Below are 26,926 nucleotides of genomic sequence, written 5' to 3'. Positions count from 1 at the left end.
GGGACTCCAGCGGGAAGGCCGCCCGGCACGCTCTGTTCCAGTCAAGAGGCCGCCCCGCCACTGGAGCCACGATGAGCCTGCTCAGTCCGACGAAGACGGAGTCGAATCCGGAGCCGAACCCGGCCTCCGACCCCGCGTCCGGCACCGCCCCCACAGGTGGCACCGCGACGCCGGGCGCCCCCGCCGCCACGCCCGCCTCCCCCACCCCCCGTCTCCTGTCCGCCCTCCGCGAGGACCTCCACGTCGTCGTCGCACGCGACCCGTCCGTACGGGGCGCGAAGGAGGCGGTGCTCCACCCCGCGCTCACCGCACTGTGGGCACACCGGGTCGCCCACCGCATGCACGGCCGTGGTCTGCGGATACCCGCCCGGCTGCTCGCCCGGTGGGCGCGCCGGGTGACGGCCGTCGAGATACATCCGGGGGCGGTGCTGGGCCGCCGGGTCTTCATCGACCACGGCGCCGGGGTGGTGATCGGTGAGACCGCCGTCGTCGGCGACGACGTGACGATGTACCACCAGGTCACCCTCGGCGCGGTCGGCTGGTGGAGTGACAACAAACGGCCGGAGGGCGACCGCCGCCACCCCGTCGTCGGCAGCGGCGTCATCCTCGGCGCCAACTCCACCGTCCTCGGTCCTGTGACCGTCGGCGACCGCGCGGTCATCGGTGCGCAGGCCCTGGTCAACAAGGACGTCCCCCGTGGTGCCCGGGTGCTCGCGCCCACCGCCGTCATCAAGGAGCCGGGGCGCCGGCCCGAGTTGATGGAGGACGTCTTCACCGTCATCGCCTCCGCGGGCTCCTGGTGACCGCCCGGACCTCCGTACTCCCTGGCTCCCCGACTCCCCCCGATTGCGAGAGATGAGAACCGTGACGACCATCGCACAGGCCCCCCTGGCCCACATCGCCCCCGTACGCCCCGCAGTCGCCTCCCGCATCGAGGACCTCGTGGGTTCCACCCCGCTGCTGGAACTGCGCCTGCGTGACCTCGCTCCCGGCGCCCGTGTGCTGGCGAAGCTGGAGTCCGCCAACCCCATGTCCTCCAGCAAGGACCGCGCCGCCCTCTACATGCTGCGCGCGGCCGAGGACCGTGGCGACCTCCGCCCCGGCGGCACCGTCATCGAGGCCACCTCAGGCAACACCGGCATCTCGCTGGCCGCCTTCGCCGCCTCCCGCGGCTATCGCTGTGTGATCGTGCTCCCGGACAACGCCACCACCGAACGGGTCAAACTGCTGCGCGCCTTCGGTGCGGAGATCGTCCAGACGCCGAGCGCGCTCGGCTACCCGGGGGCGATCGCCGAGGCGGAGCGGCTGCACGCCGCCACCGCCGGCTCCTGGTTCCCGTGCCAGCACGAGAACCAGGACAACGTCCGGGCCCACTACGAGACCACGGGCCCCGAGATCCACTCGGCCGTAACGGCCACCGGCCGCCGCATCTCCGCGTTCGTGTGCACGGTCGGCACCGGCGGCACCCTCACCGGCGTCGCACGCCACCTCAAGGAGCAGGACCCGGGCGTGCGGGTGATAGCCGTCGAGCCGGAGAAGTCGCCGATCCTCTCGCAGGGGTACGCGGGCCAGCACCGCATCCCGGGCCTCAACGGCGGTTTCGTCGCCGACACCACCGACGTCACCCTCATCGACGAGGTGGTCACCGTCTCCGACGACGACGCCCTGCAGACGGCGCGTCGACTCGCACGCAGCCAGGGCCTGTTCACCGGCGTCTCGTCCGGCGCGGCTGCCCATGTCAGCGAACTGGTCGCCCGCAGGCCCGAGTTCTCCGACGGTCTCGTGGTGACGCTGCTGCCCGACACCGGGGAGCGCTACCTGAGCATGTGGGAGGCCTGAGCATGAGTCACGCCATGTTCCGGGCGTACGCCGACGCGGTGAAGGCCGAGATCGGAGTCGCCACGACCACCCGTTTCATCGCTCTCGCCGAGACCACGGACGGCCGCTTCGGGCTCTTCCACCACTCGATGCTGCCGGGCGCCGGTGGCGCCGACCCGCACTACCACTCCCGGATCTCCGAGTCCTTCTACGTGCTGACGGGCGAGGTGCGCCTGCACGACGGCACCGGTTGGCGCACCGCCAGGGCCGGGGACTTCCTGCACGTGCCGGAGAACGCCGTGCACGGCTTCCGCAACGAGAGCGACTCGCTCGTCGAGATGCTGATCATCTTCACCCCGGCGGAACACCGCGAGGGCTACTTCGAGGGCTTGTCCGCCCTCCTCGCCGACGGCAACCGCCCGTCCCGCGAGGAGATGGTCGCCCTGATGGAGAAGTACGACCAGTACGAGGTCGACGCCCCCGACACGGACCTCGACCACCCGCACTCCCACGGAGACGGGCACGGACCCCACCACGGTCCCGGCGACACCCCCGCGCACCGGACCCCTCACGTCCACCACTGACCTCACTCACATCCCCCCCGTCCCCACCTCACTTCCGATCGAGGAGAACACGCCATGAACCTCACCAACTGGGGCCGCTTCGGTCTGCTGGCCGCCCTGTGGGGCTGCAGCTTCGCCTTCATCAAGATGTCGCTGGAAGCCTTCGCGCCCCTCCAGCTCGCCTCCGGCCGCCTGATCGTCGGCGCCCTCGTCGTCCTCGCCATCCTCGCCCTGAAGCGGCTGGCCCTTCCCTCCCGCAAGCTCTGGGGTCACATCGCCGTAGCCTCCGTCTTCGGCAACGTCATCCCCTTCACTCTCTTCGCCATCGGCGAGCAGCACACCACCGCGACCACCGCCGGAGTCATCCAGGGCGCTACCCCCCTCATCACGATGGGTGTCGCCGCCCTCGCTCTCTCCGAGGAGAAGCCGACGGCCCGCAAGGTGGCCGGTCTGGTCGGCGGGTTCATCGGACTGATCGTGGTCGTCGGGCCGTGGAACACCGACGGGTTCGGCACGCTGGGCGGTCAGCTCGCCTGCGTCGGCGCCGCGGCCAGCTACGCCGTCAGCTTCGTGTACGTACGCCGCTTCATCGGTCCCCACAAGCTGCCGGCGCTCTCCGTGACCGCCGCCCAGCTCGGTTCCGCCGCCGTCATCACCGTGGTGGTCACCACCTTCATGACCGGCTGGACGCTGCACGGCGACCTCACGGCCAAGCCGCTGCTCGCGCTGCTGGTGCTCGGCGCCGCCTCCACCGGCATCGCGTTCGCCCTGCTCAACCGGCTGATCGCGGACGCCGGGCCGACGACGGCGTCCGGCGTGAACTACCTCGTGCCGGTGTTCTCCGTGGTCGTCGGTGTGCTGGCCCTCGGAGAGCCGCTGACCTGGAACGTTCCCGTGGGAGGCGTCGTGGTCATCGCCGCGCTCGCCCTCGCGGAGGGCCGCATCTCCGCCCTCTCCAAGCGTGCGGAAGCCACACCGCCGACTCCGGTCGCGCCCGCCCGCGTACCGGAGAAGGCCTGCCCGTAACCGGCTGCCCGCACCAGGAGCCGCACAGCGCACCACACCGAGCCGGGGCCGGCGCGGACACCCTTCCGGGTGCCTGCGCCGGCCCCGGCTCGTTCTGCTGTGCGCACCTCGACTTCCCTTCCGGCGACGGGCGTTGTGCTGTCACCCCGGGCGATCCGGGACTCTTCCCGATCATGTCCCCCGCACCGGTAGCGGAGCAGGAGGGCAGCGGGATCGACGGGGGCCAACCTGAGCTCACAGGACGACGGGAAGCACCAGAACCCCCTCCGTCCCCTCCCCACCTGAAGGAGCCCACCGCATCATGCGCACATCCACCTCGGGACCCCTCACCGCGACCCCTCTGGGGGACGCCCGCATCATCGCCGCCGACGACTTCGAGTTCGTCTCACTGCCCGGCCGGCGGACCACACTCGCCACCCCGGTGAGTCCCGCCGCGGGCGCCACTCACGTCACCCTGCACGTCGTGCGCATCGCTGCGGGCGAATCCTTCAGTCCCGAGGCGAGTGCCGAGGAGGAGAACACCGCAGTCGTCTTCGACGGCCTGGGCACCGCGACGGTCGGATCCCGTACCCGCCCGGTGAGCCGTGCCGACGCCGTGTACGCGCCCACCGGGCAGGCCCTGGCCCTCGCCGCCGGCGCGGAGGACCTGACCGTCTACGTCTGGCGCACCCCGCTGGCCGCCGGACGCCGGCCCGGCACGGACCCCGAACCCTTCTCCAGCCTCTGGGACGAGACGACCCAGCTGCGTGGCTTCGGCGGCACCGGCCAGATCGCCCCCGACACCGACCGCGCCACCATGAACTTCGTCTTCTGGCCCGGCAACGGCAGCAGCCAGCTCTGCCTGCACTGCGGCATCCAGCAGCCCGGTCAGACCTTCAACGTCCATCTGCACCCCGACAGCGACGAGGCCTTCATCGCCTTCGAAGGCATCGGCCAGATGTATCTGCGCGACCGCTGGATCGACGTCTCCGCCGGGGACGTCCTGTACGCCGCGCCCGGCGTCCTGCACGGCGCCCGCAACCCGCACACCGGTCCCGAGGCCCGGCGCTTCGTGACCTGCGGCGGCCCCAGCCCGTACGACCCGGCGCTCTACTCCGCCGCCGGTCTCTCCTCCGACGTCAGGTGACCTGAGCCATGTGCCGTATCCACGGATCCTTCAACGCCCGCACCACCGCCCAGGAAATGCGCGACGTCGCCGCCCTCCAGCACCACGGCGGGCCCGACGCCCAGTCCTTCGCCCAGCACTCCGGCTGGGCCCTCGGCAACAACCGGCTGTCGATCATGGACCCCGAGGGCGGCGCACAGCCGTACCGCCTCGGCGACATCACCGTCGTCTTCAACGGCGAGCTCTACAACCACGACCGCCTGCGCACCGAACTCATCCGGCAGGGCTTCCACTTCGAGGACCGCTGCGACGGCTCGATCCTGCCCGCGCTGTACCTGACGTACGGCGACCAGTTCGCCGAGCAGCTCGACGGCATGTTCTCCGTCGCCGTCATGGACCTGCGGCGCGCCCCGCGTCTGGTGGTCGCGACCGACGCCTCCGGTATGAAGCCCCTGTACTACCACTGGGACGAGCGCAGCGGCCGCTTCCACTTCGCCTCGGAGCTACCCGCGCTGCTCGGCTTCAGCGACGTGCGCCCCTACGAGGACGAACTGGGCCTGCACACCTACCTGTCGGCCAAGACCCCCTTCGGCCAGCGCACCATGTTCCAGGGCATCGACGTACTGCCGCCGGCCGCCACCGCGGTCGTCACCCGCGAGGAGGGCCTGCACCTCACCACGCGGCGCATGGGGTACGAGAGCGCGCCTCCGGTCCCCGAGGGGCGCAGTCTCTCGCAGACGGGCGACGAACTGCGCGACCTCCTGGCCCGCGAGGTGTCCCGGCTGCTCGTCGCCGATGCCCCGGTCGCCGCCATCACCTCCGGTGGTCTCGACTCCAGCCTGGTCACGGCGCTCGCCGCCCGCGCCCTCCGGGACCGCGGTGCGTCCGGTTCCCTGCACACGTTCAACATCGCCTACACGGGCAACTGGCCCGGCGACGAGCGTGCCTTCGCCACCGAGGTCTCCCGGCACACCGGCACCGTCCACCACCAGGTGGAGATCGACCCGGCGACCTTCCCCGACCTGATGGGCGACGTCGTACGGCACCTCGGTCAGCCCAACGCCGATCCGATCACCCTCAGCACCTTCTCGCTCTTCCGGGCCGTCCGTGACGCCGGATTCAAGGTCGCCCTCACCGGCGACGCCGCCGACGAGCTCTTCGGCGGATACGCCCGCATGACACAGGCCCTCGCCGCCCCCGAGGGCGCCGACTGGGCCGGCGCGTACCTCGACCACCTGGCCGCCGTGCCACGGTCCCTGCGCGAGCACCTCTACACCGGCGACTACGCCGCCTCCGTCCACTCCCACGGGCCGGCCGCCATGCCGCCCGGCCTCACCGAGACCCTCACGCACGGCACGGGCAGCCGTCTCCAGCGGATCTGCCGCGTCGAGCAGCGCTACCGGCTCCCCGCCTACCACCTGCGCCGGGTCGACCACCTGTCGATGGCGAGCTCGGTGGAGGCCAGGCTCCCGTTCTGCCAGCCCAGCATCGTGCGCTATGCGGCGACGCTGCCCGACCGGCACCGCACCATCCCCGGCACGGGCGTCAAGCGCGCCCTGTACCGGGCGGCCGAAGGACTGCTGCCGCACAGTGTCCTGAACCGCCCCAAGCAGCCGTTCACCCTGCCGATCACGGCGATGCTGTCCCCGGGCCAGCGGATGTGGGCGATGGCCCGCGACATACTGTCGCCGCAGACGCTGCGCGCCGACGGACGACTGCGGTACGAGGCGGTGGACGCCCTGTTCGCCGAGCAGGCTGCCCGGCCGTCCGACCAGGCGTCGTTGGCCATCTGGGCGCTGATGTCGCACCAGATGTGGCGCACGGAGTTCTTCGGATCCTCCGCCGCGGCCACAGTGCGCACGCCCGAACTGGCGGTGGCACTCTGATGAGCGTCTCCCTCGCCAGGGCGCACGGCGCCCCCTGCCCCACCGTCGTCCTCGACGGACGCGACTTCCCCGAGTCCGAGCCCGAACTCCTGGGCGCGCTGACCGGCTTACGGGCCGAGCTCAGCGGGCAGGGGGCCGGCGACGTCCTGAAGAACGCCATCGTCCGGCCGTCCCGGCATCCGCTCTTCGACCTCGACTACCGGTTCGTGCAGTCCCTTCCCCAGAGCTACGACAGCTTCGACCTGCGCGGCTCCTGCGGTCACTCGATCCTGGCCGCCGTCGAGGCCGCCGCCCGCACCGGCATGATCCAGCCCCTCGTTCCGGGCTGCCGGGTCCGGGTCAACGTACTGAACAACGGCGACAACGTGGTCTGCGAGACGGAGGAGACCTCCGACGGAGGCACCCGGTTCACGGCCCACTTCCTGTGCTCGCCACCGCTGAAGCTGCCCGAGCTGCTCATGACGGGTGAGCCGGTGACCCACGTCCCCTTCGAAGGCCGGGCCGTGCCCGTCTCGCTGGTGTCGATGGGCAACGCGTACGCCTTCGTCGACGCCTCCGACCTCGGGGTGAGCAGCCCCGACGCGCTCTTCGCGGACGATCCGCGGCTGTTCACCGCCATGACCCGGCTGCGGGTCGCGGTCTGCGAGTCGCAGGGCTGGGACACCTTCGGTGCCTTCCCGAAGATCGCCGCCCTGCTGCCGCAGGAGGGCGGGGGACTGTTCGTCCGGGCCGTGTCCGTGCCGTCCTGGCACCCCACGGTCGCGCTGACCGGCGCGATCTGCCTGGGCGCCGCAGCCGGGATCGCGGGCACCGTGCCCTGGTCGCTGGCCGGGCGGGCGGCTCAGGACCCCGACGCGCTGCTGCCCGTGCGCACCCCCGGCGGGTGCGTACGGGTCGCCGCCCACTCGACGCTCGGCCCCGACGGGGAGCGCAGGCTCGCCTGGGTGTCGGTCGCCGAGAAACAGGTCGACTACCGGGGCCTGCTGCCACGCCCCCGGACCGCGCCCCCGCGAGTCGGTTCCGCCGCCGGCCCCCGTACCTCCGTACTCGCCCTGTCCGACCGCATATCCGAGGAGACCCCGTGGCTTCCGCTGACAGCCTGACCGCCGTGCGCGGGAGCACACCGCCGCGGGCACTGCCCGACTCGTACGCCGTCGGTCCGTACCCGCCGGCCGGCTCCCACGGCCCCGTCGATCCCGTCCGTCCCGCCCCCCTCGTCCCCTCCCCCGAGGTGCTGAGCCGTCTGTCGGCCTGCGCCGAGGCGGCCGACCGCAGCCGGGAGCCGGACCGCGAGGCCGTCGCCGTGCTGCGCGACAGCGGGTTGCTGGCGCTCGTCGTCCCCAGGTCCCACGGCGGGGCGGGAGCCGACGCGGTGGCGCTCAACTCCTGTGTCGAGCAGGTCGCCGCGGTGAACGCCTCCGCCGCGATCATGCTCTTCCAGCACTGCGCCGTCACCAGCCGGATCGTCGAGAACGGCACCCCCGCCCAGCACCGCGAGGTGCTGCCCAAGCTGGCCGGCGGCCAGTGGCTGGCGGCTTCCGCGTGGTCGGAGAGCGGGGCGGGGGCCGACAAGAAGAAGCTGTCGACCCTGGCCCACCGCACCCCCGAGGGGGGCTGGCTGCTCGACGGCGCGAAGTCCTTCACCACCAGTGCCGGGCTGGCGGACGTCTATCTCGTCCTGGCGCAGTCGCAGGAGGAGCCCGCCGCGTCGGACTCCTCCTCGCAGGACACCGGGTACGGGGCCGCCGGGCAGACGTTCTTCCTGGTCCCCGGCGAGCATCCCGGCCTGCTGCCCGACACCTCGCTCCGGCTGACCGGGATGCGCGGCTCCGCCACGGGCTTCGTGTCGGTGCGGGAGTGCCGCGTCCCCGACACCGCGCGGCTCGGCCCACCGGGCGTCGCCGCGTCCATCATCGCCCGGGTCCGGGACAGCGGGGCCACGCTCGGGGCGGTCGCCGTGGGGATCGCCCAGGCGGCGCTCGACGCCGCGCACGAGCATGCCGCGCGCCGCGGGCTCTACGTCCACCAGGCGGTGCGCCACCGTCTGGTGGACCTGGCCACCCAGGTCGAGTCCGCCCGCGCGGTGGTGGAACGCGCCGGCCGCCGCACCTCCGCCGACCCGGGACTGACCACCCTGCACTCCAAGCTGGCCGCCTCCGCGGCGGCCGAGCGGGTGGTGGCGGACGTGGCCCAGTTCCTCGGCTCGGCGGGATACGTCGAGACGCACCCGATCAACCGGTTCGGGCGCGACGCCCGTGCCGTCGCCCTGATGGGACCGACCAACGACCTCTGCAAGGAATTGGTGAGTCTGTCGTGGAACCGTTGAACACCGCCCTCTCGTCCCGCATATCTCCCACCTTCCGTCCCGCACACGCCGCCGAGGCCGACCTGGTGGTGGCAGGGGGCCGGCTCGTCACCCCCGACGGAGTCCGCGCCGGTTCCGTCGTCGTCCGCGACGGCCGGGTCGCCGCCCTCGTCGACCCCGGCGACCCGCTCCCCTCCGGGCCGCGCCTGGACGCCCGTGGCCGGTACGTCCTGCCGGGCCTCATCGACTCGCACGTGCACTTCCGCACCCCCGGCCTGGAGCACAAGGAGACCTGGGAGCACGGCAGCCGCGCCGCCCTCGCGGGCGGAGTCACCACCGTCCTGGACATGCCCAACACCCGCCCGCCGTCCCTCGACACGGCCTCCCTGCGGGCCAAGGCGGCTCTGATCGCCGGCCGTTCCTACGTGGATCACCGCTTCCACATGGGGGCCGATCCCGACCACCCGGAGGTCCTCGCCGACCTGGACCCGGCGGTGGCGACCTCGGCGAAGGCGTTCATGGCCGGGCACCACACCGCGCCCGTGGTCTTCCGGGAGGCGCACCAGCTGGAGGCGGCCTTCGCCGCCGCCGCGCGCGGCAACGTGCGGCTCGTGCTGCACGCCGAGGACCAGCACGTCTTCGACCTGCTGGACTCCCGGAGCGGCGATCCCGAGTCGTACGACGCCTATGAACCGCACCGTCCGCGCTCCGGGGCGATCGTCGCCGTCGCCAAGGTCGTCCATCTGGCCCGCACCCACGGCACCAAGGTGCACGTGCTGCACGTGTCGTCGGCGGAGGAGACCGATCTGCTGGCCGCGGCGGCGGCCGAGGGACTGCCGATCACGTTCGAGGTCACCGGCCACCACCTGTCGTTCACCGACCACGACACCGCCCGGCGGGGGCCGCGCACCCGGCTGTCCCCGGCGATCCGCGCCCCGCGCGACCGGGAACGGCTCTGGCAGGCGGTGCTCAGCGGCGAGGCCAGCACCGTCGGCAGCGACCACGCCCCGCACACCGTCGAGGAGAAGAACCGCCCGCCGGCCGAGGCTCCGCCCGGTCTGCCCGGCGTCCAGGAACTCGCCGTCTCCGTGTGGACGGGCCTGCTCGCGCGCGGAATCGAGGCCGACGCGGCGGCCGTCCACCTCGCACGGCTGATGGGGACGGGGCCCGCGGACCTGTTCGGGCTGCCTGGCAAGGGCCGGCTGACGGTCGGCGCGGACGCCGACCTCGCGCTCCTCGACCCGTCCGCACGCTGGCAGCTGTCGGCGGAGCACGTGCATTCGCTGTGCGGCTGGTCCGCGTACGAGGGCTGGATGTTCACCGGACGGTTCACGACGGTGGTGACGGGCGGCCGGGTCGCCTGGGATCTTGCCCGTGGAACGGTGGGCGAGCCACGTGGCCGCTGGCTGCCGGGACCGGCCCGGCCCGAGACGGATCTGTCCGAGGCGTCCTTGCCGACAGTGCGGGACCGGGAGCTGGAAGGGGCCGTCCGATGAACGCCACGAGTCTGCTGACCGAGTCCGCCGCGCCGCGTACGGACACGGCCACCGCCCTGGAATCCGAGCCGCGTACGGCCATCACCTCCGCCCTGGTATCCGAGCCTCCGGGCGCGGTCATGGCCCGCGACATCCCGGCCGACGAGTTCCGTGCCGCGATGGCCTCCCTGGCCGCCCCCGTCACCGTCGTGACGTGCTACGACGACACGGGAAGTCCACGGGGCCTGACGGCCAGCGCCGTGTCCTCGCTGTCTCTGGACCCCCCGCTGATCCTGGTCTGCCTGGACCGGGGCTCGCGCACCCACGACGTACTGACCGGTGCGGCCGCCTTCACCGTCCATCTGCTCGGCCCGGAGAACGAGGCCCTGGCGCGAAAGTTCGCGGGCCCCACCGGGCAGCGCTTCGAGGACGTGCCGCTGGCCGACGGTCCGACCGCCCGCCACGCGCCACAGCTGGCCGACAGCGCACTGCGGTTGACCTGCGCACGGCACGACGTGATCGAGGCGGGGGACCACACGATCCTGGTGGGACGGGTGGCGGTCTCCGACTGCCTGGGCCGCCCGGCAGGCGGCCTGGTCTGGCACCACAGGGGCTTCGCCCACGCGAGGCCGGTGGAGGCGCGCTGACCGCGCGGTGGAGGTCGCCGCACTACCGGGAGAACGCGGCACGACGTGGTCATGGAGTGTACGGAACGCAAAACGAACGGCGGCTCGGCCGGGAACGTCCGGCCGAGCCGCCGCGTCGGCGTCGGGCCGGGTGGCCGCGCTCCCACGGCTGGAACCGGCCGGAAAGATCTAACCTTTCCGCAACGACATCGAGCGTCGAGCAGATGGTCAAGCCGGCTCGCCGCAACACTCCGTGAGCAGTCCCGCGAACCGGTCCGGCCCTCTCACTCAGCACCGGACCGCTGGTCAGGAAGGGTTCGACGGGCCAATTCCGGCCTCTCCCCCCTGGCTCAAAACTGTCCGGAAATCACACACATGTGACCGAGCCGTGCGCCCCCTGTGCGATCGGTGCTCATATTTTTCGCAGCTATACCTGTCCGGAATTGCGAACAACCGCATAGGATCATGCCGCGCCACAGGGTCCCACCTGCCCCAACTGCACCGTTCCTCCCACTCCCATGCACGGCCCACCCCCCACTCGCACTGCCTGCCCGTGCCCAACGGGCGGGCGAGGTGCCGTCGTTCCCCCACCGACACCCCCCACAACCCGTTAACAGGTATCTGCGTGCCCCCGATACTCAGCACCGGTGCCGGCGACGGAGCCGCGCGGTGAAAATCAATCGTCGCCTCGCGCTCCTCGTCGCCGCGCCCCTCACCGTGGCCATCACCTTCTCGGTTCTGGCCCTCGCGCCCGCGACCGACCAAGCACTCCAGGCCGACCGGCTGACCGCCATGGCCGATGCCGCCACCAGCGCGGGGGAGTTGACCCACCAGCTTCAGCAGGAGCGGGCGGCAGCCACCGCCCTGGTCTCCCAACAGGTGGACTCGGACGTGTTCCGACTCCGTTCCGACGCGACCGATGAAAGCATCGCCAGATTCCGCAGCCGGACCGAGCACCTCTCCGGGGTACCCGGCAACGCACAGGACGCCCTGGACCGCATCGACCGGTTCATCGACGAGATGCCCGCACTCCGCGCCCAGGTGCGCTCGGGCAGCAGCACCATCTCCGCGCTCGCCTTCGGCTACCGGATCGTGATCGCCGATCTCAACGGCTACCGCGACGGCATCGCGCAGGCGGACGGTGTCGACGCCGACATCGCGGACCGGATCCGTGCTGCCGCCGCACTGTCCGAGGCGGCCGAGCACACGGCCCAGCAGCAGGTCACCGTGATGCGGGCCCAGGCCGCGGGCGGCTTCACCACCGCCTCCCAGCGGACGTTCGACGCCAGCCGGCTGGGCTACACCGAGTCGACCGGTGTCCTGTTCGACCTCGGCCCCGGCCAGTGGCGGACCTGGCTGGAGCGCACCCTCTCCGGAGCGAAGGCACTGGAGGCCCGACGGCTCGAGGACGAGATCGGGCGTACGGGCACGGGCACGGTCATCCCGGTCACTCCGCAGGAGTGGCAGAAGGCCTCCAACGACCGTCAGACGCTGCTGCGTTCGGTGGAGAAGCGGATCGACGAGTCCGTCTTCGCCCTGGTTTCCGACACGCGCACCGAGCTCCTGTGGATCGCGGGGGCCGAGGTCGCCCTGGTGGTGCTGACCCTGGTCGGCGCCGTCGTCGTCGCGATCCGCCTGGGCCGCGTCATGATCCGGCGGCTGCGCGATCTGCGTAACGCCGCACACGAGGTCGCCCATACCGGGCTGCCCGCCGTGATGCACGAGTTGTCCCAGCCGGGCGCGCTGAGCGGCGCGACGCCCGAGCAGGTGGCCTCGCGGACGAGTGACCCGGTCACGACCACGGGCGAGGACGAGATCGGCGAGGTCGGTGAGGCGTTCAACGCCGTCCACCACGAGGCCGTCCGCCTGGCGGCCCAACAGGCGCACATCCACGAACAGTTCGCCGAGACGCTGGTCGGTGTCGCCCGCAGGGGTGCGCAGTTGACCGCCGTGATGGTGTCCGAGCTGGACACGGTGCAGCGCGACGAGGCCGACCCCGTGCGGATGAAGACCCTCTTCGCCCTGGACCACCTCGCCATCCGCATGGAGCGCAACACCAACAACCTTCTGGTGCTGGGCGGTTACGGAAACGCCCGGGTCCGTGCGGCCGATGTCGGCTGCTCCACCGTCATCGTGGCCGCCGCTCAGCAGATCGAGCGATTCGACCGTGTGTCCCTCGGCGCCATCGAATCAGGGATCGGCGTCACCGCCCGCGCCGTGCACGACGTGGCGCACATCCTGGCGGAACTCCTCGACAACGCGACCCGGTTCTCGCCTCCCGACAAACAGGTCGGGGTCGCCGTATGGCGGCTGTGGGACCGGGCCGTCGTGCAGATCGTCGACGAGGGAGTGGGCATGACGGCGGAACGCCGCGCGGCCCACAACGCCGCACTGCTGGAGCCGCAGACCGGCATCGGCGACGTACGGTCCATGGGGCTGCACGTGGTGGCACGGCTCGCCGCGCGCCATGGCATCGTCGTCGAACTGCGCGACTCGTCCGGCCCCGGCACCATCGCCGAGGTCACACTGCCCGCGAAGGTGCTGGCCCTGGCCCCGCAGGAAGCCGAGCCGCCGCAGCAGAGCATGCTCGGCACGCATCACGGCACGCATCACGGCAACGATGTCAGCTACGAGGCGCCTCGTCCGATCACAGCGCCTGGACAGACCGGTCGCAGGCAGCCGACCGCAGCGGACGCGCGGCCCGACCGTAACGGCGCCTTCGCCGGTGCGGGCGCTGGTGCGGGCGCCGGTGCGGGCGGCGGCAGGGGCAGCACGCCGGCCGGCGGCGAGCACACACCGGGCCGGGCCGACGTGGCCTCGGGCGCGAGCCAGGGTGGCCGCGACCACCGCCCGCCGCCCGGCCACGACGAGCCGGCTTCCCGCATCGCCGGAGTCAGCTCCTCAGGACTGCCCCTGCGCCAGCGCAAGGCGCCGCAGCAGTGGCCCACCTCGGGCAAACGCGACGGCACCGAACCGCGTTCCGGCACCGCCGCGCCGAGGCCGTCGCCCCGTCGCCGGGACTCCCGGCAGGTCTCCGACGTCCTGGCGGCCTACGCCCAGGGGATCAACAGGAGCACGAAGCCCCGTGGGCGCTCCGCCACCGACGACGACATCGAACGGACGAAGAAATGACCTCTTCCACCGACCTGAGCTGGATCCTGAGCGATTTCGCCGGACGCATCCCGGAAGTCACCCAGGCGATAGCCGTGTCCGTGGACGGACTCGCGCTGGCTTACGCGGGCGTGGAGCGTGACGACGCCGAGCGGCTGGCCGCCATCGCGTCCGGCGTCGTCAACCTGCTGTCCGCCGCCGCCCAGTTGACGAACACCGATCCCGTCGAGCACAGCCTCACCGCGATGGACGGCGGCTACATGTTCTCCATGGCCGTCTCCAGCGGCGCCTCGCTGCTGGTGACCACGACCAGGGACGCGGACATCGGTGAGGTCAGCTACATGATGTCCGAGCTCATCAACCAGGTCGGTGACGCGCTGTCCCCCCAGGTCCGCGACACGGGCCTGGGACAGTTCCGCTGACCGCCGGGCCGGCCCCGTCCGGCCGTCCCCCCGCTCCACCGCCCATCCTGTCCGTCATGTCTCGACACACCTGATGAGAGCCCTCATGTTCTTCGCCATATCCAGTTCCCGCCGCCGCAGAATGCGGCCGGCCGGCGCCGCCGCCCTCGCTCTCGGCCTGGCAGCCGTCACCGGGTGCAGCAGCGGCAGCGGCTCCGACGACGACACCGTGAAGGTGGGCCTGGTGGCCTCCCTGTCCGGCACCTACGAGCCGGTCGGCACCGAGCTGCGCGCCGGATTCGAGCTGTACCTGGACACCCACGACAACAAGCTGGGTGGCCGCAAGGTCGAGCTCATCGTGGCGGACGAGGGCGACGGTCCGCCGACCGCCGTCCCCGCGGCCACCAAGCTGGTCAAGAAGGACAAGGTCGACGTGCTGACGGGCTTCGTCAGCGGCGGCTCGGTCAACGCGGTACTGCCGCTGGTCAACCAGGCGAAGATCCCGTTCCTGGGGTCGAACGCCCGGCCGCCCGTCAAGGACCTCGAATACGTGTGGACGACGAGCTTCCTGTCCGACGAACCGGGTAAGGCCATCGCCCCGTACGTCAAGGAGAAGGTCGACGGCCCGGTCTACGCGATCGGCCCCGACTACCAGGGCGGCTACGACGAACTGCGTGGCTTCACGGACGAGTTCAAGCGGGTCAAGGGAGAGCTGGCCAACCCTGACGGCAAGACCACCTGGACGCCGTTCCCGAAGACCACCAACTTCATGCCGTACTTCGCCGAGATCGCCAAGACGGACGCCAAGGCGGTGTACTGCTTCTACGCCGGCAAGGCAGCCATCGACTTCGCCAAGCAGTACGCCCAGTCCGACATCGCCGATCTGCCGCTGTACACGGCCTTCGTCACCGAGGGCAGCGTGCTCCAGGCCCAGGGCCCCGCGGCCAAGGGCATCTACTCCGTCCTGAACTACGCGGCCGACCTCGACAACGAGGCCAACCGCACGTTCGCCGCCGACTGGACCGCCGAGCACGACACGCAGCCCACCACGTACGCGATGTCGTCGTACGACGCGGCTTCCGTGCTGGACAAGGCCATCGCCGATGCGGCGAAGGACGGCGAGGTGACGCCGCAGACCATCAACGAGGCCATCGCGGACCTGGGCCAGATCGACAGCCCGCGCGGCGCCTGGGAGTTCGGCGACAAGGCGCACTCGCCGGTGCAGACCTGGTACCTGCGCCAGGTGCGGCCGGACGGAGCCCAGCTGGCCAACGTCATGGTCCAGGACCTGGCGACGCTCGGCAGCTGACATGGACCTCCTCGACGCCCACCTCATCCCGGCGGTGGACGGGGTGGCCTACGGGCTGCTGCTGTTCGTGGTCGCCGCCGGCCTGAGCCTCGCCTTCGGCACCGCGGGCGTACTGAATCTGTCGCACGGCACGCTGTACGCGATCGGCGCCTACACGGGAGCCGAACTGAGTGACGGAACATGGGGCGGTCTCGCCCTGGGGCTGGCCGCCGGGACCGCCGCGGCGTGCGTCGCCGGGGCGGGCCTCTCCGCCGCGACGGCTCCGCTCGCCCGCCGTGGGCATCTCGCACAGGCTCTGCTGACGTTCGGGCTGGCCCTGGTCGGCGGTGATCTGCTCATCCAGTTCTTCGGGGCGGACGAGCTTCCCGTACGCGTACCCGCGGCGCTCGACTCCTCGGTGACGCTGCTGGGCCACCGCTATCCCGCGTACCGTCTCGGATTCATCGTGATGGCCGTGCTGCTCGCGGCCTTCGGCACCTGGGTGCTGACCCGGACCCGCATGGGCGCGGCGGTACGCGCCGCCGCCGACGATCCGCAGATGCTCGCGACCACCGGTCACAACCCCCGGGCGGTACACATCGGTGTGCTCGCGGCGGCAGGTGCGCTGGCCGGGGCTGCGGGTGTGCTCGGGGCACCGATCATCGGGCCCGGGCCGGGCACGTCCGAGACGGTGCTGATGCTGTCCCTCGTGGTGGTCGTCCTCGGCGGACTGCGCTCGCTGTGGGCGACGTTCTTCGCGGCGATCGCCGTCGGCGAGGTGCAGACGCTCGGCGTCTCCCTGGCGCCGGACCTGGCGCCGTACCTGCTCTTCGCCGCGATGGCGGCGGTGCTGGTGCTGCGCACCCGCTTCGCGGAACCGGCGGCCGCGCACGACTCCCACGGCCCGTCCCCGGACCCGGTGGACCGGCTCCGCCGCCGGCTCGCCGCACGGCTGCGGCCCCGCCCGCGCGGGGCAGTGGAGACGGTCCCGGTGGACCGTACGAACGCCGCGAAGTCCGGTACACAGCAGACGCGTTCGGATCACTCATGGGCTCCGGCGGGCGCGCTCGCCAGGGTCGGGTGGCTTCCGCGCGGAGCGGCGTGGCGGCAGGCCGCTCCGCTGCTCGTCCTGCTCGTGGTGCTGATCGCGCTGCCGGGACTGCTCGACTCGTACAGCATCTCGCTGGCCGGTTCGGCCCTGGCTCTGGGGCTGCTCGCGGTCAGTGTCACCATCCTCACCGGCTACGCCGGACTGCCCACGCTCGGGCAGACCGCGCCGTTCGCGGTGGGCGCGTACGCCACCGCCAACCTCGCGGACGCCGGGTGGACCGCGGGCCCCGTCCAGATCGTCCTGTCGGCGCTCGCGGCCGCGGTGTTCTCCGCGGTGGTGGGGCCCGCCGTGATCCGGGCCCGCGGCACCACCGTGCTGATGATCACGCTCGCCGTCGGTGAACTGACCGGCGCCGTCATCAACCAGCTCAAGTCCGTGACCGGGGGCGCCGACGGTCTCGTCGGCTTCCCCGCCACGCAGGCGCTGTGGGGCGGGGAGGGGATGACCGACGAGCGTGAGCTCTACACCTACGCCCTCGTCGTCGCCGTCGTCGCGGTCGCCGTCACCCTGCTCGTGCTGCGCTCCCCGGCCGGGAAGCTGCTGACCGGCACCCGGGGCGCCGAGGCCCGCATGCGTGCCTCGGGACACCCGGTGGGCCGCTACCTGCTGGTGGCACACATCTGCGCCGGTGCGCTGGCCGGCGTGGGCGGCTCGCTGATGGTCACCGTCCAGCAGTACCTCTCCCCCGCCGACGTCGGCTTCGAGATCGCCGCCTTCGCCCTGCTGGCGGCCGTCATCGGCGGCACGACGTCCGTGATCGGCGCCCTGATGGGAGCCGGGCTCATCGTCATCACCCGCGACTGGGTCGCTGGTGCGTGGCCCGGCCACGGCCCACTGCTGCTCGGCACGCTGTTCGTCGCCGCCGTGTACCTGCTGCCCCGTGGCCTGGCCGGTCTGCGCGGCGGATCCGGCCGGAGCGGGCCGGCGGCCGAGGGCTCCCCGTCCCACGAGCAGCCCCCGGCCGCCCCCACCCCGACCCCCACCGGGAAGGCCTCGCCATGACGCCCGCACCGAACGCCGCATCGGCGCCCCCGGTACTGGACCTCACCCGTCTCACCCGCAGATACGGCAGTCTCACCGCCGTCGACGACGTCAGCCTGCGGCTCCCCGCAGGCGCCCGGCACGCGGTCATCGGCCCCAACGGCGCCGGCAAGACCACTTTGCTCAACCTCATCGCGGGCACCGACCGGCCCGACCACGGCACGATCGCTCTGGACGGCGCGGACATCACCCGTACGTCCACGGCCAGGCGCAGTCGCCTCGGTATCGCCCGGAGCTTCCAGCAGCCGTCGGTGATAGGCGAGTTGACGGTGCTGGACAACGTCGTACTGGCCGGCTGGCCGCACCACCCGAAGCGCCGCGGCGCGTGGCGCAGCCCGTCCCGCTACCGGCAGCACACCGAGTCCGCAGGCCGTCATCTGGAGGCCGTCGGCCTCGCGGACATCGCCCACCGGCCGGCCTCCACGCTCTCCCACGGACAGCGCCGCATGCTCGACCTCGCCGCCGCGCTGGCGGGCGAACCGCGTCTGCTGCTGCTGGACGAGCCGGCGGCCGGGCTGACCGACGGCGACATCGGCCGGCTCCTCGGCATCCTCGGCGGTCTGCCGGAGAGCGTCGCGATCATTCTGGTCGAGCACCATGTCGAGGTGGTCGCCCAACTCGCCACGACCGTGACCGTGCTGGCTGCGGGGAAGGTGCTCGTCACCGGCCCGACCCAGGAAGCACTCGCGCACCCCGAGGTCCGCGACGCGTACCACAACACCGGTACGGCGCCTTCCGCCGCCACCTCCATCGCCGAAGCGAAGGGATGACCGACCCCCGATGCTCGAACTCACCGGCCTGACCGCGGGCTACCACGGCGGCACCGTCCTGCACGGCCTGGACCTGTCGGTGCCCGCCGGCACGGTGCACGCCGTCGTCGGCCACAACGGCGCCGGCAAGACCACCCTCGTCCACACCGTCGCGGGACTGATGCGTCCGAGCGCCGGAACCGTGCGCCTGGACGGCCGGGACGTGACGGGGCAGTCGGCGCACCGGATCGCCCGCGCCGGGATCGGCCTCGTCCCGCAGGGCCGCCGTGTGTTCGCGGGGCTCACGGTCGCCGAACACCTGCGGCTGTCCTACCGTCCGCCACGCCGTGCCGACACCACGCGGCCCAGCGTGTGGACACCCGCGCGCGTCCTGGAACTGCTGCCCCGGCTGGGCGAGCGCCGGGGCAACCGGGGTACGGATCTGTCCGGCGGCGAACAGCAGATGCTGGCACTGGCCCGCGCGCTGCTGGGCTCGCCGCGTGTCCTGCTGCTCGACGAGCCGACCGAGGGCCTCGCACCCGTACTCGTCCGGCAGGTCTACGAGCTGGTGACCACGCTGGCGGACGAAGGCATCGCCGTACTGCTGGTGTCCCCCAGCCCCGTCCAGGCCGCCGAGTGCGCCCGTACCCTCACGGTCCTCACCTCGGGACGGATGACGCTGCGCATGGACGGCGAGGACGCCCGCGCCGACGGCACCGCGCTGCACGCCGCGCTCGAACTCGCGCCGACGGCGGTCTGAGACGCGAGCGGCACCCCGCCACCAGGGCGGTGACCGGCACACGGTCACCGCCCTTTCCGTGCTCCGGGCCTACCCGGCCTTGATGCTGTGGCCGCCGAAGCCGCTGCGCCGGTCGGAGCCGCTGTTCTGGTCCTGCCACCACGCGTCGAACTCCGGCTGGCCCATGGCGGACCAGTCGGGGGTGTTCTCCACCTGCGCACTTCCCATCCGGCGGGCGAGCGCGACCATGGCCGCCCCGACGGGGCCGCGACCGGCGTCGTAGCTCTCCAGGACCTCCTTCCAGCTGTCCCCTGCCACCCAGGCGGCTTCCAGGGCGGTGGCGTCCTGGAGCGCCTTCACACTGCCGCCGCCGATGTGCGGCCGGGCGACACTGGCGGCGTCGCCTACGAGCACCATCCGGCCCGAGGTGTAGTGCGGCACCTCCAGGTCGTAGATGGGCTGGATGAAGGTGGTCTCGGCGGGGGTACGGAGCACCCTGGCCGCCCAGTACGGCGGGAAGTTGTCGGCGACCAGGGCGCGCAGGTGCGCGGTGAGCTCCGAGTTGAGCCGGCCCGGCGGCAGGGAGGTGGGGGTCCGCAGGTCGGGGTGGAGGCCGTCGGTCTGCGGGGGCGCGGTGTAGAGGACCCAGTTGAGCACGTGCCCGCCGGCGCCGTCCGGAATGCGGTAGATCATGCAGTGTCCGCCGGGGAAGGCGATGTTGTGCGCGTCGTAGCCGTCCGAGGGGAGGTCCGCGACGTCCGACGACGTACCGCGCCAGCCCACGTATCCGGCGTACGTCGCGTCGGTGCCGGGGAACATGGCCTCGCGGACGACGGAACGGTAGCCGTCCGCCCCGATCACGACGTCGAAGTGCTCCTGGTATCCGTCCGCGAGCCGCAGCGTCACACCGTCGTCGTCCGGCTCCACGCCGGTGACCACCGACCCGGAGCGGTAGGAGACCTCCTCGGGAACCCGGCGGCGCAGCTCACTCCACAGGGAACCCCAGCTGTAGGCCCGGAAGGGGAACGGCTGCTCGCCGATGACCCGGCCGTGGTCCGCCTCGCCGTCGCGCGCGCTCCACACCCGCCGGGTCAGGGGCGCCCAGGGCATCTCGGGAGCCACGTACCCGGCGTCCCTCAGCTCGTCGTACCGGTCACTGTGCAGGGCGATTCCCACGCCCCTGTCACGGAGCCGGGCGTCAGCGCGCTCGAAGACGGTGACCTTGTCGGCTCCGCCGCGCGACGCGGCCAGGGCCGCGGCACACCCCGCGATGCTGCCGCCGACCACGGCTATGTTGCCTCCACGCATGACTGGCACTCCACTCACTCGGTGTTGCGGACGCCGTTCCGGGTGCTGGTGCCGCAACGGCGCATCCGGCCGTAAATCGCCCTGTATCGGCGGTTGTCGGCCGTGCCCCCTGGGGGCGGGGCTCGCACGGATCCTACCGAGGCCCCGTCGCGTGAGGCAGGCGCGGCGGGCAGGGCCTCGGCGGCCTGAGTCCCGGCAGCGAGCTCATGGGTCCGGCGCTGCGTGGTGAGCCGTCCCGCGCCGCCCGTGAAGCAGAGTCGTCCCGTACAGCCACGCCTGGGGAACTCAGCCGTGTGCGGTCCCGGCCGCATCGACCGCGTCGAAGCGTTCACGACGTATCCGCTCGAGCCCCCAGGCGCCGAGCGGCCCGAGCGCTTGGTTGAGCGTGCGCCCGTGCTCGGTCAGGGAGTACTCCACCCGCGGCGGCACCTCGGCATACACCTCGCGGTGCACGAGACCGTCCTCCTCCATCTCCCGCAGGTGCTGTGTCAGCATCTTCTCGCTGACTCCCGTCAGACCGCGGCGGAGCTCGGCGAAGCGGCGTACGCGATGGGCGTCGAGTTCCCAGAGGATCAGGCCCTTCCACTTGCCGCTCACCACGTCGAGCGCGGAGTCGATGCCACAGATGTAAGGCCCGCGTCTCGGCGCCCTGGTCATCACTGGTCCCCTTACGAAAAGGTAAGTACCGCAGAAAATAGTGGGTACTTCCGAGAGTAGTGGCGCTCTCCGAACATGGAGGGGTGAACGAACAACAGAACCTCCCCACCAGGCAGGACAGCCCTGTCACCGTGATCGGACTCGGCCCGATGGGCCAGGCGATGACCCGCACCCTCCGCACCGCCGGGCACCCGGTCACCGTCTGGAACCGCACCGCCGGCCGGGCCGACGGCGTCGTCGCGGACGGGGCGACGCTCGCGGCGACACCCGGCGAGGCGGTCGAAGCGAGTGACCTCGTGATCCTCAGCCTCACCGACTACCGGGCGATGTACGACGTCCTCGACGGCGCCACCGCATCGCTCGCCGGCCGGACGCTGGTCAACCTGAGCTCCGACACCCCCGACCGGACACGCGAGGCGGCGGCCTGGGCAGCGGGCCACGACGCCGTCTTCCTCACCGGCGGTGTGATGGTCCCGGCGCCGCTGGTCGGCACGGAGGCGGCCTATGTCTACTACAGCGGCCCCGAGGAGGTGATGGAGAACCACCGGTCGGTGCTGGCACTGCTCGGCACACCGAAGTATCTGGGCCAGGACCCAGGTCTCGCCCAGCTGATGTACCAAGCCCAGCTCACGCTGTTCCTCACCACCCTGTCCGCGCTGATGCACGCCACCGCGATGCTGGGCACCGCAGGAATGAAGGCCGGGGAATCACTGCCGGAACTGCTCTCCGCCGCTGATTCGATCAGCACCGTCTTCAAGGCCGGCGAAGAGAACCCGGGCACCGCACTGGATGCCGGAGAGCATCCCGGTGACCTCAGCACGGTCACCATGATGGGTGCGACGGCCGACCACATCGTCGAGACCAGCTCGTCACTCGGCCTGGACCTCGCGCTCCCGCTGGCCGTGCAGGCCCACTACCGGCGAGCGATCGAGGACGGGCACGGCAGCGACAACTGGACCCGCATCATCGACGGCATCCGAGGGCCGCGCTGACCGGTCGACGCCACCGTCGTCGAAGCCCGGTGCCGGGTTCAGCGGCGCGGGAAGCGGGCACGCGTCGCGACGACACACGTGTCGCGCGATGTGGGGCCGCCGAAGCGCAGTCGGTCGTAGGGGCTGAACGCGGGCATCAGCGCGTCGAGTTCGTCGATCAGGAGGTGCAGACGCGCCGACCACCGTGCCGACCCGGCATCCGGTTCGTCCGGCGCGGCGGTGACAGCGGCCGTCAGGTGGTCCTTGCGCTGGATCGTGGCAGGGGTCACCGAGTGCAGACACACGTACTGTCCGGAGAGGTAGGCGTTCCATTCCTCCTCGCCCACGGCCGGATCAGCCCAGTGGGAGACGAACCAGGCTCCGAGCTTCTCCGCGCCGCCTGCTTCGTCCGCCAGGGCGAAGAGACCGGCCGGAACCATCTCCCGACCGTCGGAGCGCAGGTATCCCGGGAGGGGCAGCAGCCGCTCCAGCATCAGCCGACGGGCCTCACGGACATCGAGGCCACGGGCCGCGCACAGTTCCTCCAGGACGACGAACTGCCCGCTGACGTAGGCGTCATCCGCCTCGGTCATCGGATGGTCGCCGTTGACCTCACGGAACCGCTCGGCGATCTGCTGTTCCAGGTCGTTCTCCGCCATGTCCGTCCTTCGCTGTCGCCCGCGCAGGTCTCTCCCGCGACGCGCTCAGCACGCTATCCACCCGGTGGTTCGGCCCTCGCCGAAGTGTCAGCCCGCGTGCGCCACCCTCGGGGCACACGCGGGCTGACGCTCCCCCGCCCGTCAGACTCCCGCCAGCAGCGCCTCCAGCGCCGCAGCCGTCTCCGGGTGGCGGCCGACGAGGACCGCGCCGGAGGGCGCCGGTGCCTCCGCCTCCCAGGTGCCCTCGTAGCCCAGCAGCTCCGCCACGCTGTCGCACGTCTCCGGGTGGGCGGCGAGCAGCACGGCACGGCGTGCCGTACCGCCGCCGATGGCCGCCGGGGTGGTGGCCGCTTCCGCCGGGGCGGACTGCCACGGCGGCACCCAGGCGTCGAGGGCGGCGAGGCGGCCGGGGAAGACGCGACCGGCCTCGCGGATCAACAGCGGGGCCAGGTCGGCACCCTCGGACCGCAGGGTGGTGATCAGCGTCGGCAGCCAGGGCAGCAGCACCGGGTCCGGCAGCCGTGCGAAGGCGTTCGAGACCGCCTCCACGACGAAGTCGGCCAGCTGGGGCACCGGCTCCAGGGCGTGCAGGAATCCGCTGAGGTAGCGCGGATAGGAAGACAGCACCAGCGGGTCGGCCAGCAGTTCGTCGCACCGCTCCCTCAGCTCGGCGCGGGAGAGCTGACCGAGCTGTACCCGGGCCGCCCACAGCAGCGCCACCCTGGAGGGCTCCCGCGGGTGGGACTGCGCGAAGGCCAGATCCAGCTGGGCCCGGTCGCAGCCGAGCGACAGGGCCAGGCTCTCCATGCTGAAGAGGAACCCCAGCATCGCGGCGACCTGGCGCACGGTCGCGTCCTCGTCGGTGAACGCCGTCGGCAGGAGCGTGCAGTAGTGCGCGTATCCCGTCTTGGCGAAGGACTCGATCCACGACGGCAGCACCGGCCGGCTGATCCGGTAGTACGCCAGGAGCCTGCGCACCCTGCGCAGCACCTCCGGCGCACCGTCGACGCTGCGCTCGGTCGCCAGCACCTCGAGGGCGCGGGTGCCCAGCTCGTCGGCGAGGCGGCCGCCGCGCAGATGCAACTCGGCGTCCTCGACGGCCGCGAGGACCTGCGCCGTGGTGGCGTTCGGGGCGTACGCGGCGCGGCGCAGGCGCTGTTCCAGGACCTGCTCGATGCTGACGCCCTCGTAACCGAGCTCGATGAGGGCTCGCTGGTGGGTGCCCAGTGCCAGGTCCCAGGACTCCTGGACCGACTGCTTGCCGAGCTCCCGCTCGCCCATGATCGGGCGTGCTGCGCCGTGGGGCATCAGGTGGCGCAGCATCCACAGCACATCGGAGCACTGCCGTAGCTCCGGCTGGGAGGTCATGTCCAGCAGAGCCCGCTGCACCCCGCGCTGCTGAAGCGTGAGGTTCAGCGGGGCGAGACGGTCGTGCACGTCCCGGGCCAGTGGTGGCAGCGCGTCGTAGCCGACCTGGCCGATCCGGTCGCCGCCCATCAGGATCTCGACGAGGCGGCGGACATCGCGCCTGCCCGGCACGGTCTCCTTCTCGATGCAGGTGACCGCCGCGTCCTGGAAGTCGTACGGGGTGGGCCTCGCCCGGTCCCGCATGCCGGCGAGCAGGATCGACGTCTCGAACACGGCGATGGCGTCGGCCGTGGAGGCGAGGTAGCCGTTGCGTCGGGCGGAGCGCACGATCTCCACCGACCAGCCGAGGAGTTCGGCCTCGTCCAGCCGGTCGAGTGCGGGCGGGCTCTGCAGGAAGCCGGAGAGCTTGTCGGAGGAGGCCTCCGGGGCCACGGGGACAGCCGGAGCTGCTGTCTTCCTCGGCTTCGCCGCCTTCTTCCCGCCCGCCTGGCCCGCGAGCCGGAACGGTTGCACCCGGGTGCGCTTGAGGTTCTTCGCCCACTGGGTGGCGGCGATCGACACGGACCCGGCGGCCAGACCGAACTGTGCCTCGATCGCCGCGTGGCTGGACGGGATCAGGCCGTACTGCCAGGTGCTCTCGCTCGGCGGACTGATCTCGAAGGTGCCGCTGCCGTGAACACCGAACTCCTCGACGCGGCTGGACGCGTGGAACGCGCCGCAGACGTAGAGGCAGTCCTCGGGGTCCGTGCCGGTCGCGGCGAGGTGCTCGCGCATCCGGGTCCACATGTGACGCTCGCGGTCCTCGTCGACGCGGACCCGGTCCGTGTCCCCGGGTGCCAGCCTGCGGAACAGGCTGCCGATCAGGAGCATGACCTGGCGGTAGGTGTCGTGGTCGCTGTCGCCGAGCGGCAGTTCGACGTACTGGTGCCACCATTCCGACCAGTGCCGCACACGGCCGTGGTGCAGGAGATGCTCCTCCAGCTCCGCGAAGCGGGGCCGCAGGTCACCGATCTCCACCCCGACGGCGTCGCCGTGCAGCGCCGCCTCCTCCTCTGCGTGCGGCGCGTCGGGGTCCGTGGGCTCCGTCACGCCGGCCTGCCACTGGAACACGTGGTCCGAGGACCGGTCGACGAGGACCAGCTCGACGCCCGGGGTGTCCAGTGCGTAGGCGATGGCCTGGTATTCGGCCGACGCCTCGGTGATCGGAGCGACGACCGACAGCGGTGCCCATTCCGCGGGGAAGCCCTTGACCTCACTCGCGAACGCCTGGACGGCCACCGGGAGCCTGCAGTTCTTCAGCTCCGCCAGGAGGGGCGCCATGTCCTCGCACAGCTCCAGATACACCACCTTCGGCTGCTTCTCCCGCAGCCGCCGCGCCATCGCGACCGCCGAGGCGGGCGAGTGGTGACAGACGGGGAAGATCTCCAGCGGCTCACGCACGGCGCGGTCGACGTCGTCGACGATGCCGAGGAGGATGCCCTGCAGCGCGTCCGGACCGTCCGCGAACTCCGATGCGGCGTCCTGGAGTTGTCCCCGCAGTGCGTCGAAGGGCGTCCCCTGCTCAAGGGCGCTCATGACAGGGTGGCGATCGCTTCGCGGCCGCCCTCCAGGAACTCCGGCCAGGAGCCGCCCTCTTCCTTGCTGCGCGGCTCGATGACGCCGTGCAGGTACTTGTTGAGGATGGCCAGGTCCTCGGGTTCGCGTCGCGCCAGCGAGCCGACGAGCGAGGAGGCGAGGGTGCGGGCCGTCAGCGCGCGTTCGCCGAAGAAGTTGCTGTGCAGGATCGCGTCCTCCAGTACGCCGATCTGCTCGGCGCTCGACAGCGCGGACTCCAGCTTCTCGTCGTCGCTGCCCGCCGCGGCGGCGGAGGCCCGCAGGTCCGCGAAGCTCTGCAGGAGTACGTCGAGCAGGGTCGGCGGCACGTCCAGCTCGATCTGGTGACGGCGCAGCAGTTCCTCGGTGCGGAAGCGGACGATCTCCGCCTCGCTCTTCTTGTTCGTCACCACCGGGATGCGGACGAAGTTGAAGCGGCGCTTGAGCGCGGAGGACAGGTCGTTGACGCCCCGGTCACGGCTGTTGGCCGTGGCGATGACGGAGAAGCCCGGCTTGGCGAAGACGATGTTGTCGCTGTCCATCTCGGGGACCGAGATGTACTTCTCCGACAGGATCGAGATCAACGCGTCCTGGACGTCGCTGGTGGACCGCGTGAGCTCCTCGAAGCGGCCGATCGCGCCCGTCTCCATGGCGGTCATGATCGGCGAGGGGATCATCGACTCCCGTGACTGGCCCTTGGAGATCACCATGGACACGTTCCAGGAGTACTTGATGTGGTCCTCGGTCGTGCCGGCCGTGCCCTGGACCACCAGGGTGGAGTTACGGGAGATGGCGGCGGACAGCAGCTCGGCCAGCCAGCTCTTGCCCGTGCCCGGGTCGCCGATGAGCAGGAGGCCCCGGTCGGAGGCCAGGGTGACGATGGAGCGCTCGACGAAGCTGCGGTCGCCGTACCACTTCTGGGAGATCTCCCGGTCGAGGCCGTCGGAGCGCTCGGATCCCAGGATGAACAGGCGGACCATCTTCGGCGACAGCCGCCAGGAGAACGGCTTGGGGCCGTCGTCGACCGACTCCAGCCAGTCGAGCTCTTCGGCGTACTTGGTCTCGGCAGGGGCGCGCAACAGGTCGGACATGTGTGGAGGCCTTTCTGAGATATCGGGTTCGACTG

22 protein-coding genes are annotated in these 26,926 nt (G+C 71.7%); 17 read left to right on the top strand and 5 right to left on the bottom strand.

The window, feature by feature from the left end:
• Positions 1–71: 71 nt before the first annotated feature.
• From epsC to ACFYQ5_RS12155, 16 genes are all read left to right on the top strand, one after another.
• The gene (gene epsC / locus ACFYQ5_RS12230) at positions 72–803 is read left to right on the top strand and encodes a serine O-acetyltransferase EpsC (protein ID WP_389196694.1); all 732 of its coding nucleotides are present in this window, start codon (positions 72–74) and stop codon (positions 801–803) included.
• 52 nt (positions 804–855) lie between these two features.
• Positions 856–1,839, top strand: a complete 984-nt coding sequence (locus tag ACFYQ5_RS12225) for a PLP-dependent cysteine synthase family protein (protein ID WP_389196692.1) — start codon at positions 856–858, stop codon at positions 1,837–1,839.
• A 2-nt stretch (positions 1,840–1,841) separates the two neighbouring features.
• Positions 1,842–2,402 (top strand): cupin domain-containing protein, encoded by a 561-nt coding sequence (locus ACFYQ5_RS12220; protein ID WP_389196690.1) that lies wholly within the window; start codon positions 1,842–1,844, stop codon positions 2,400–2,402.
• A gap of 54 nt (positions 2,403–2,456) precedes the next feature.
• Positions 2,457–3,407: a DMT family transporter gene (locus ACFYQ5_RS12215; protein ID WP_389196688.1), complete on the top strand. Its 951-nt coding sequence runs from the start codon at positions 2,457–2,459 to the stop codon at positions 3,405–3,407.
• A gap of 301 nt (positions 3,408–3,708) precedes the next feature.
• Entirely contained in the window at positions 3,709–4,533 is an 825-nt protein-coding gene (locus ACFYQ5_RS12210) for a cupin domain-containing protein (protein WP_389196686.1), read from the top strand.
• Between the two features lie 8 nt (positions 4,534–4,541).
• The gene (gene asnB, locus ACFYQ5_RS12205; RefSeq protein ID WP_389196684.1) at positions 4,542–6,398 is read left to right on the top strand and encodes an asparagine synthase (glutamine-hydrolyzing); all 1,857 of its coding nucleotides are present in this window, start codon (positions 4,542–4,544) and stop codon (positions 6,396–6,398) included.
• Positions 6,398–7,501 carry a PrpF domain-containing protein gene (locus tag ACFYQ5_RS12200; protein WP_389196682.1) on the top strand — a complete coding sequence of 368 codons (1,104 nt, stop codon included), beginning with the start codon at positions 6,398–6,400 and terminating at the stop codon, positions 7,499–7,501. Before asnB ends, ACFYQ5_RS12200 begins: the two co-directional genes overlap by 1 nt.
• The gene (locus ACFYQ5_RS12195; protein WP_389196680.1) at positions 7,480–8,724 is read left to right on the top strand and encodes an acyl-CoA dehydrogenase family protein; all 1,245 of its coding nucleotides are present in this window, start codon (positions 7,480–7,482) and stop codon (positions 8,722–8,724) included. The genes ACFYQ5_RS12200 and ACFYQ5_RS12195 overlap by 22 nt, the downstream gene beginning before the upstream one ends.
• Positions 8,712–10,199: a dihydroorotase family protein gene (locus ACFYQ5_RS12190; protein WP_389196678.1), complete on the top strand. Its 1,488-nt coding sequence runs from the start codon at positions 8,712–8,714 to the stop codon at positions 10,197–10,199. Before ACFYQ5_RS12195 ends, ACFYQ5_RS12190 begins: the two co-directional genes overlap by 13 nt.
• Positions 10,196–10,825, top strand: coding sequence for a flavin reductase family protein (locus tag ACFYQ5_RS12185; protein WP_389196676.1), 630 nt, complete (start codon positions 10,196–10,198; stop codon positions 10,823–10,825). The genes ACFYQ5_RS12190 and ACFYQ5_RS12185 overlap by 4 nt, the downstream gene beginning before the upstream one ends.
• 648 nt (positions 10,826–11,473) lie before the next feature.
• The gene (locus tag ACFYQ5_RS12180; RefSeq protein ID WP_389196674.1) at positions 11,474–13,936 is read left to right on the top strand and encodes a nitrate- and nitrite sensing domain-containing protein; all 2,463 of its coding nucleotides are present in this window, start codon (positions 11,474–11,476) and stop codon (positions 13,934–13,936) included.
• Positions 13,933–14,337, top strand: a complete 405-nt coding sequence (locus ACFYQ5_RS12175; protein WP_389196672.1) for a roadblock/LC7 domain-containing protein — start codon at positions 13,933–13,935, stop codon at positions 14,335–14,337. The genes ACFYQ5_RS12180 and ACFYQ5_RS12175 overlap by 4 nt, the downstream gene beginning before the upstream one ends.
• Before the next feature lie 85 nt (positions 14,338–14,422).
• Positions 14,423–15,625 (top strand): ABC transporter substrate-binding protein, encoded by a 1,203-nt coding sequence (locus ACFYQ5_RS12170; RefSeq protein WP_389196670.1) that lies wholly within the window; start codon positions 14,423–14,425, stop codon positions 15,623–15,625.
• A 1-nt stretch (position 15,626) separates the two neighbouring features.
• Positions 15,627–17,717 carry a branched-chain amino acid ABC transporter permease gene (locus ACFYQ5_RS12165; RefSeq protein ID WP_389196668.1) on the top strand — a complete coding sequence of 697 codons (2,091 nt, stop codon included), beginning with the start codon at positions 15,627–15,629 and terminating at the stop codon, positions 17,715–17,717.
• On the top strand, positions 17,714–18,526 hold the full coding sequence (locus ACFYQ5_RS12160; RefSeq protein ID WP_389196666.1) for an ABC transporter ATP-binding protein: 813 nt from the start codon (positions 17,714–17,716) through the stop codon (positions 18,524–18,526). The genes ACFYQ5_RS12165 and ACFYQ5_RS12160 overlap by 4 nt, the downstream gene beginning before the upstream one ends.
• A gap of 10 nt (positions 18,527–18,536) precedes the next feature.
• A complete protein-coding gene (locus ACFYQ5_RS12155) occupies positions 18,537–19,265 on the top strand; it encodes an ABC transporter ATP-binding protein (protein ID WP_389196664.1) in 729 nt (242 codons plus the stop codon).
• Between the two features lie 69 nt (positions 19,266–19,334).
• Here ACFYQ5_RS12155 and ACFYQ5_RS12150 read toward each other — a convergent pair whose 3' ends face one another.
• Together ACFYQ5_RS12150 and ACFYQ5_RS12145 are read right to left on the bottom strand one after the other, a co-directional pair.
• Entirely contained in the window at positions 19,335–20,552 is a 1,218-nt protein-coding gene (locus ACFYQ5_RS12150; protein WP_389196662.1) for an FAD-dependent monooxygenase, read from the bottom strand.
• A 285-nt stretch (positions 20,553–20,837) separates the two neighbouring features.
• On the bottom strand, positions 20,838–21,209 hold the full coding sequence (locus ACFYQ5_RS12145) for a winged helix-turn-helix transcriptional regulator (RefSeq protein WP_389196660.1): 372 nt from the start codon (positions 21,207–21,209) through the stop codon (positions 20,838–20,840).
• Positions 21,210–21,292: 83 nt separating this feature from the next.
• Between ACFYQ5_RS12145 and ACFYQ5_RS12140 the strand changes: the two genes are divergently transcribed.
• Positions 21,293–22,201, top strand: coding sequence for an NAD(P)-dependent oxidoreductase (locus ACFYQ5_RS12140; protein ID WP_389196658.1), 909 nt, complete (start codon positions 21,293–21,295; stop codon positions 22,199–22,201).
• A 38-nt stretch (positions 22,202–22,239) separates the two neighbouring features.
• Here the strand turns inward: ACFYQ5_RS12140 and ACFYQ5_RS12135 are convergent, their stop codons facing one another.
• The 3 genes from ACFYQ5_RS12135 to ACFYQ5_RS12125 form a co-directional block, all read right to left on the bottom strand.
• Positions 22,240–22,839, bottom strand: coding sequence for a DUF6058 family natural product biosynthesis protein (locus tag ACFYQ5_RS12135; protein ID WP_389196656.1), 600 nt, complete (start codon positions 22,837–22,839; stop codon positions 22,240–22,242).
• A gap of 141 nt (positions 22,840–22,980) precedes the next feature.
• Positions 22,981–25,782, bottom strand: coding sequence for a hypothetical protein (locus tag ACFYQ5_RS12130; RefSeq protein ID WP_389196654.1), 2,802 nt, complete (start codon positions 25,780–25,782; stop codon positions 22,981–22,983).
• On the bottom strand, positions 25,779–26,891 hold the full coding sequence (locus tag ACFYQ5_RS12125; protein ID WP_389196652.1) for an AAA family ATPase: 1,113 nt from the start codon (positions 26,889–26,891) through the stop codon (positions 25,779–25,781). The genes ACFYQ5_RS12130 and ACFYQ5_RS12125 overlap by 4 nt, the downstream gene beginning before the upstream one ends.
• Between the last annotated feature and the right edge of the window lie 35 nt (positions 26,892–26,926).

The sequence above is a fragment of the Streptomyces sp. NPDC005794 genome (assembly GCF_042871445.1).
Classification (GTDB): Bacteria; Actinomycetota; Actinomycetes; order Streptomycetales; family Streptomycetaceae; genus Streptomyces.
The sequence above is the reverse complement of the archived record's forward strand: the minus strand, read 5'-3'. Positions and strand labels throughout refer to the sequence as shown.